Origin of the sequence: Streptomyces sp. WELS2 (assembly GCF_013870595.1) — a bacterium.
Taxonomy (GTDB): domain Bacteria; phylum Actinomycetota; class Actinomycetes; order Streptomycetales; family Streptomycetaceae; genus Streptomyces.
Genome location: NZ_JACBWZ010000353.1, coordinates 1 through 6,099, shown reverse-complemented (window position 1 = coordinate 6,099; position 6,099 = coordinate 1). Strand labels below are relative to the sequence as shown.

Genomic DNA, 6,099 nt, shown 5'->3' with positions numbered 1-6,099 from the left:
GGTACTCGGGGTGCAGCGGCAGCGCGAGCCCGGCCCCGCAGCGCAGGTCCAGCAACCGGCTTCCGGCTCCCACGTCCAGTCGGTCGTAGACGGCTTCGTAGAGCGGTACGAGCATCCGCTCCTGGATCTCGGACCAGTCACGCGCGCGTGCGCTCGAGTCCACGCGGGGTGCCGGGCCCGCCGAGTCCGCGCGGGGTGCCGGGTCCGCGTGAGCCACGTGCTGCCGCACGAGCGTAGGTGTCATAGAAGCGCCCCAATCCGCCGACGGTTCGTCGCTGTATTCGGTCGCGTGGCCCCCGTGCCGTGCGCGCGCACTTCCCACGTATGCCAGGTAACTCCGGGCCCGCGGCGTCGTCCAGGGGTTGCGGGGTCCGGCTTGGGCCCTGTACGCGGGTGTGGCGAGAATTCACATACCGGCAACCTGGCGAACCCTACGGTGGCCGCGGACGGGAAAGCGGCCGGCGCCGGCGGGGGCGGGCCGGTGGCGGGCGGTGCGGCGGTACGCGGTAACGTCGCGCGGGCGGGGACGCCGGCCCGGACGGCGTCGGCGGGCCCGGAACGGCCGGATACGCCTCCCGTCGCCGCGGCCCGTGCGGCCTTGGGGCCCGCCGGCGGTGCGTAGCGCGGACTACGCACCGGCTTGGGCGGAGCTGTGACGCTTCTCCGCAGATCAGCGCACCCGCCCTCGTCAGGACGCATCAGCGGCAACTGACGGGTACGTGCAAATTATTTGGGATGCCCCGGAATAGGAACACAGAGGCACCTCCGCTCGTTGTCATTACGTGAGCACGACACAGACACAGACACCACCTGTTCTCGCCGCAGAGCTGGCGCAGGCGTGGGCCGACATTCAGCGGCACCACCCCGAGCTGCCCGACCTCGCCGCACCGGAGTCCCTGATCGGAGAGTCGTCGTCCGCGTGTGGTCACGAACTCTCCTTCGAACGACTTCTCCATGAGGCGGTCCACGGCATCGCCGCCGCCCGGGGCATCCGGGACACCTCCCGGGCCGGCCGCTACCACAACCGCCGTTTCCTCGCGATCGCCGAGGAGCTGGGCCTGGACCACCCGGAGGAGCCGCACCCGAGCAGCGGTTTCTCCCTGGTCACGCTCAACGCCGAGGCGAAGCGGCGCTACCGCCCGACCATCGAGCGGCTGCAGCGCGCGCTGAAGGCCCACCTGGCCGCCACCTCCGCCGACACCTCCCGCACCTTCCGCGGCCCGGCCGCCCGGCACGGCTCCTCCGGCGGCGGCGTCCGGGTCAAGGCGGTGTGCGACTGCGGGCGCAACGTCCGGGTCGTCCCGTCGGTCCTCGCCCAGGCGCCCATCGTCTGCGGCGGCTGCGGCAAGCCGTTCAGGATCCCGGAGGTCATGGGGGCCGCGTAGGCGCCGCGCGCAACCCGGCATCTCGTGGCTGCCGGGCCGCGCGGCGGCCTCACCGCACCGGGCAGCGCACCCGACGTGTCCTCACCTCCACGCCGGGTGCCGCTGAACCCTGTCCCGCACCCCCGCCCGTCCACCCCGCGCCGGAAGCGGCCCGCGGGGTATGGCAGAATGGCTAGCTGTACTCGACAGCCGCACAGGACCCCTCTCTCCTCCGGCTGACGCGTCCATCGGGCACTCGGGTACCGCAACCCCACGCGGCGTCTCGCCGTGCCCAACCACGTCAATTCCAGGAGAACCCACTCCCGTGGCAGTCAAGATCAAGCTGAAGCGTCTGGGCAAGATCCGTTCGCCTCACTACCGCATCGTCGTCGCCGACTCCCGTACCCGCCGTGACGGCCGGGCCATCGAGGAGATCGGCAAGTACCACCCGACCTACAACCCGTCGGTCATCGAGGTGGACGCCGAGCGTGTGGCGTACTGGCTGGGTGTCGGCGCGCAGCCGACCGAGCCCGTGCTCGCCATCCTGAAGAAGACCGGCGACTGGCAGAAGTTCAAGGGCGAGCCGGCTCCCGCGCCGCTGCTCGTCGCCGAGCCCAAGCCGGCCCGTCCGACGTTCGAGGCCCTCGGCGGTGACGACGAGGGCAAGGGTGAGGCGATCACCCAGAAGAAGAAGGCTGAGAAGAAGGACGAGGCCGCGGCTGAGTCCGAGTCGACCGAGGCCTGAGCAGCATGCTCGAAGAGGCGCTTGAGCACCTCGTGAAGGGCATCGTCGACAACCCTGACGATGTGCAGGTCGCCTCGCGCAACCTGCGCCGCGGACGCGTGCTGGAGGTCCGGGTCCACCCGGACGACCTCGGCAAGGTGATCGGTCGCAACGGCCGCACCGCGCGCGCCCTGCGTACCGTCGTGGGCGCCATCGGCGGTCGCGGTGTCCGCGTCGACCTGGTCGACGTGGACGACGTCCGCTGACGCTTCATCGCAACCGGCTCGGGCCGGGGAGGGCCACTGGGCCGTCCCCGGCCCGCAGTCGTATGACAGGAGATTTGGACAGGTGCAGCTGGTAGTCGCACGGATCGGCCGTGCCCATGGAATCAAGGGCGAGGTCACCGTCGAGGTACGTACCGACGAGCCGGAACTCAGGCTCGGCCCCGGCGCCGTACTCGCCACGGACCCCCCTTCCGCGGGACCCCTGACCATCGAGACGGGGCGGGTGCACAGCGGCCGCCTCCTGCTGCGCTTCGAGGGCGTCACCGACCGCACCGCGGCCGAGGCCCTGCGCAACACCCTGCTGATCGCCGAGGTGGACCCGGAGGAGCTGCCCGAGGGCGAGGACGAGTACTACGACCACCAGCTGATCGACCTGGACGTGGTCACCGAGGACGGCACGGAGGTCGGCCGGATCACCGAGATCTCCCACCTGCCCTCGCAGGACCTGTTCATCGTGGAGCGCCCGGACGGCAGCGAGGTGCTGATCCCGTTCGTGGCGGAGATCGTCACCGAGATCGACCTGGACGAGCAGCGCGCGGTCATCACACCGCCGCCGGGCCTGATCGACGACCGCGCCGAGATCGCCTCCTCCCGGGACGAGGACGCATGAGGCTCGACGTCGTCACGATCTTCCCCGAGTACCTCGAACCGCTGAACGTCTCCCTCGTCGGCAAGGCACGCGCGCGCGGGCAGCTGAACGTCCATGTGCACGACCTGCGCGAGTGGACGTACGACCGGCACAACACGGTGGACGACACGCCCTACGGCGGCGGCCCCGGCATGGTCATGAAGACCGACCCCTGGGGCGAGGCCCTCGACACCGTCCTCGCCGACGGCTACGAGTCCGGCGCCCACGCCCCCGCGCTGATCGTGCCCACGCCCAGCGGCCGTCCCTTCACCCAGGAACTGGCCGTCGAGCTGTCCGAACGTCCCTGGCTGATCTTCACACCGGCCCGCTACGAGGGCATCGACCGGCGCGTCATCGACGAGTACGCCACCCGCCTGCCGGTCTACGAGGTCTCCATCGGCGACTACGTGCTGGCCGGCGGCGAGGCGGCCGTCCTGGTCGTCACGGAGGCCGTCGCCCGGCTGCTGCCCGGCGTCCTCGGCAACGCCGAGTCCCACCGCGACGACTCCTTCGCCCCCGGCGCCATGGCGAACCTCCTCGAAGGCCCGGTCTACACCAAGCCGCCCCTCTGGCGCGGCCGGGACATCCCCGAGGTGCTGCTCAGCGGCCACCACGGGAAGATCGCCCGCTGGCGCCGCGACGAGGCGCTGAAGCGCACGACCGCCAACCGGCCCGACCTGATCGAGCGCTGCGACCCCAAGGCCTTCGACAAGAAGGACCGCGAGATGCTCTCCATCCTGGGCTGGGAACCGGACCCGCACGGGGAGCCGTACGGCCGATTTTGGCGCCGCGCCGAAGGCGTGGAAGAATAGGCCGCTGTTGTGCGTCCGTCCGGCGAGCGCCCCTGCCACAGGGGGACACGACGTCCGCCCCGACCCGCACGGCAGTCCTCCTGGAACCCCTAGTTTCCGTTGATGACCTGTGGCATCAGCGAGGAAAGCAGACGAAATGTCTCACCTGCTCGACTCCGTCGACTCCGCGTCGCTGCGCAGCGACATCCCGGCCTTCCGCCCGGGTGACACCGTCAACGTCCACGTCCGCGTCATCGAGGGCAACCGCTCCCGTGTGCAGCAGTTCAAGGGCGTTGTGATCCGCCGCCAGGGCTCCGGTGTCCGCGAGACCTTCACGGTCCGCAAGGTCTCGTTCTCCGTCGGCGTCGAGCGCACCTTCCCGGTGCACACCCCGATCGTCGAGAAGATCGAGCTGGTCACCAGGGGTGACGTGCGCCGCGCCAAGCTGTACTACCTCCGTGAGCTGCGCGGCAAGGCCGCGAAGATCAAGGAGAAGCGCGAGAACTGAGCGCTCTGACGGTTCACAGCGGGGCCGGATAGCATCTGGCCCCGATGGACACCGAAGCACAGCCGACGCAACGCGACCGCTCCTCCCACCCCGGTCCTCCGGGGGCGGAGGGCCGGTCGCGTTTCGCGTGGGCGGCCCGGCTCGCCGACTGGCTCCCGGGCGGCCGGATCACCCTCACCCTCTTCACCGGCCTGGCGTTCCTGCTGGTCCTGAACGCCTTCGTGGTGCAGCCGTTCCAGATCCCGAGCGGCTCCATGGAGCAGGGGCTGCGGATCGGGGACCGAGTCCTCGTGAACAAGGTCGCGTACCGTTTCGGTGCCCAGCCGCGCCGCGGTGACGTGATCGTGTTCGACGGAACCGGGTATTTCGGGGACGCCGACTACGTCAAGCGGGTCGTCGGGACAGGGGGAGACCATGTGGTCTGCTGCGACAAGCAGGGGAGGATCGAGGTGAACGGCCGTGCGGTCGACGAGTCCGCGTTCCTCTATCCGGGGGACGGCGCCTCCAGCGTGCCCTTCGACGTCGTCGTCCCCGCGGGCCGGCTGTTCGTCCTCGGCGACCACCGCAGCGACTCCAGCGACTCCCGCGACCACCTCGGCTCGCCCGGCGGCGGCATGATCCCCGTCGGGGACGTCATCGGCCGGGCCGACTGGATCCTGTGGCCCTACCGCCACTGGACGCACCTGACCCGGCCGTCCGCCTACGCGCGCGTGCCCGACGCCCCGGCGGAGGGCGGCCATGGGTAACCGCGGCAAGCCCCGCGGGGTGCCGGCCGGCCCCGCCGACAACCCGCTGCCCACCGGGGCCCGCCGCACCTCCGCGCCCGGCGGCGGCCGCACCCGCGCGGAGCGCCGCAAACTCCAGCGCAAGGTCAAGCGCAAGCGCCGGCGCTCGGCCGTCCGGGAGATCCCCCTCCTGGTGGGTGTCGCCGTCCTCATCGCGCTCGTCCTGAAGACCTTCCTGGTCCAGGCGTTCGTGATCCCGTCCGGGTCCATGGAGGAGACGATCCGGATCGGCGACCGGGTACTGGTCGACAAGCTCACCCCCTGGTTCGGCGCCGAACCGGAGCGCGGGGACGTCGTCGTCTTCCACGACCCGGGCGGCTGGCTCCAGGACGAGCAGACCGCCAAGAAGAACGACCCGGTCGTCCTCAAGCAGCTCAAGGAGGGGCTGAGCTTCATCGGCCTGCTGCCGTCCGACAACGAGAAAGACCTGATCAAACGGGTGATCGGGGTCGGCGGCGACCATGTGAGGTGCTGTGACGCCAAGGGGCGCGTCACCGTCAACGGCGTACCGCTCGCCGAGGGCGACTACCTCTACCCGGGGGACCAGCCGTCCGCCACGCCCTTCGACGTCACCGTCCCCAAGGGCCGGCTGTGGGTCATGGGCGACCACCGGGGCAACTCCGCGGACTCCCGCTTCCACCAGGACACCCCCTACGGCGGCACGGTCTCCGTCGACTCGGTGGTCGGCCGGGCCATGGTCATCGGCTGGCCGGTCGGCCACTGGACGCGCCTGACGGAACCTAAAACCTTCGCAAGCGTCACCGACTCGGCGTCGGGAAAGGCCGCCGCTCCCCAGGTGTCGCATAGGGTTGCCCCGGAGAATCGGAACGGAATGACACGGCTTGCGACCCCTGCGGAACTCCCGCTCGTTATGGGAGTGGTGGGCCTGCGCAGTGTGTGGGGCAGGCAGCGGCACAGAGTGAGGAGTTGGCGTGGGGGATGTGGCGGTTGGCGCACGGTCGGGCCACGACGGCGAGGAGCACCGCGGGCACCCCGGGGAACCGGACGGCGCCAT

The 6,099-nt window shown here is 70.8% G+C and carries 8 protein-coding genes and 1 pseudogene; 8 read left to right on the top strand and 1 reads right to left on the bottom strand.

What is annotated here, in order from left to right:
• Window positions 1-244, bottom strand: a pseudogene (locus tag H5J33_RS37605) (hypothetical protein); the annotation flags it as partial.
• A 538-nt stretch (window positions 245-782) separates the two neighbouring features.
• Between H5J33_RS37605 and H5J33_RS20180 the strand changes: the two are divergent.
• From H5J33_RS20180 to lepB (H5J33_RS20145), 8 genes are all read left to right on the top strand, one after another.
• Window positions 783-1,385, top strand: a complete 603-nt coding sequence (locus tag H5J33_RS20180; protein WP_030785132.1) for a hypothetical protein — start codon at window positions 783-785, stop codon at window positions 1,383-1,385.
• Window positions 1,386-1,689: 304 nt separating this feature from the next.
• Entirely contained in the window at window positions 1,690-2,109 is a 420-nt protein-coding gene (rpsP, locus tag H5J33_RS20175; protein WP_181796333.1) for a 30S ribosomal protein S16, read from the top strand.
• Window positions 2,110-2,114: 5 nt separating this feature from the next.
• Complete coding sequence (locus H5J33_RS20170) at window positions 2,115-2,354, top strand: RNA-binding protein (protein ID WP_030612780.1); 240 nt, start codon at window positions 2,115-2,117, stop codon at window positions 2,352-2,354.
• Window positions 2,355-2,436: 82 nt separating this feature from the next.
• A complete protein-coding gene (gene rimM, locus H5J33_RS20165; RefSeq protein WP_181796332.1) occupies window positions 2,437-2,982 on the top strand; it encodes a ribosome maturation factor RimM in 546 nt (181 codons plus the stop codon).
• Window positions 2,979-3,812, top strand: coding sequence for a tRNA (guanosine(37)-N1)-methyltransferase TrmD (gene trmD / locus H5J33_RS20160; protein ID WP_181796331.1), 834 nt, complete (start codon window positions 2,979-2,981; stop codon window positions 3,810-3,812). Before rimM ends, trmD begins: the two co-directional genes overlap by 4 nt.
• A gap of 136 nt (window positions 3,813-3,948) precedes the next feature.
• On the top strand, window positions 3,949-4,299 hold the full coding sequence (rplS, locus tag H5J33_RS20155; RefSeq protein ID WP_043504413.1) for a 50S ribosomal protein L19: 351 nt from the start codon (window positions 3,949-3,951) through the stop codon (window positions 4,297-4,299).
• Between the two features lie 44 nt (window positions 4,300-4,343).
• Window positions 4,344-5,045 (top strand): signal peptidase I, encoded by a 702-nt coding sequence (gene lepB / locus H5J33_RS20150; RefSeq protein WP_181796330.1) that lies wholly within the window; start codon window positions 4,344-4,346, stop codon window positions 5,043-5,045.
• On the top strand, window positions 5,038-6,099 hold a 1,062-nt coding region (lepB, locus tag H5J33_RS20145), incomplete at its 3' end, for a signal peptidase I (protein ID WP_181796329.1). The genes lepB (H5J33_RS20150) and lepB (H5J33_RS20145), both read left to right, overlap by 8 nt.

Excerpts from the sequence above, each read along its gene's own strand:
- H5J33_RS20170 (WP_030612780.1), top strand. The coding sequence starts at position 2,115 with ATGCTCGAAGAGGCGCTTGAGCACCTCGTGAAGGGCATCGTCGACAAC.
- trmD (WP_181796331.1), top strand. The coding sequence starts at position 2,979 with ATGAGGCTCGACGTCGTCACGATCTTCCCCGAGTACCTCGAACCGCTG.
- rplS (WP_043504413.1), top strand. The coding sequence starts at position 3,949 with ATGTCTCACCTGCTCGACTCCGTCGACTCCGCGTCGCTGCGCAGCGAC.
- lepB (WP_181796330.1), top strand. The coding sequence starts at position 4,344 with ATGGACACCGAAGCACAGCCGACGCAACGCGACCGCTCCTCCCACCCC.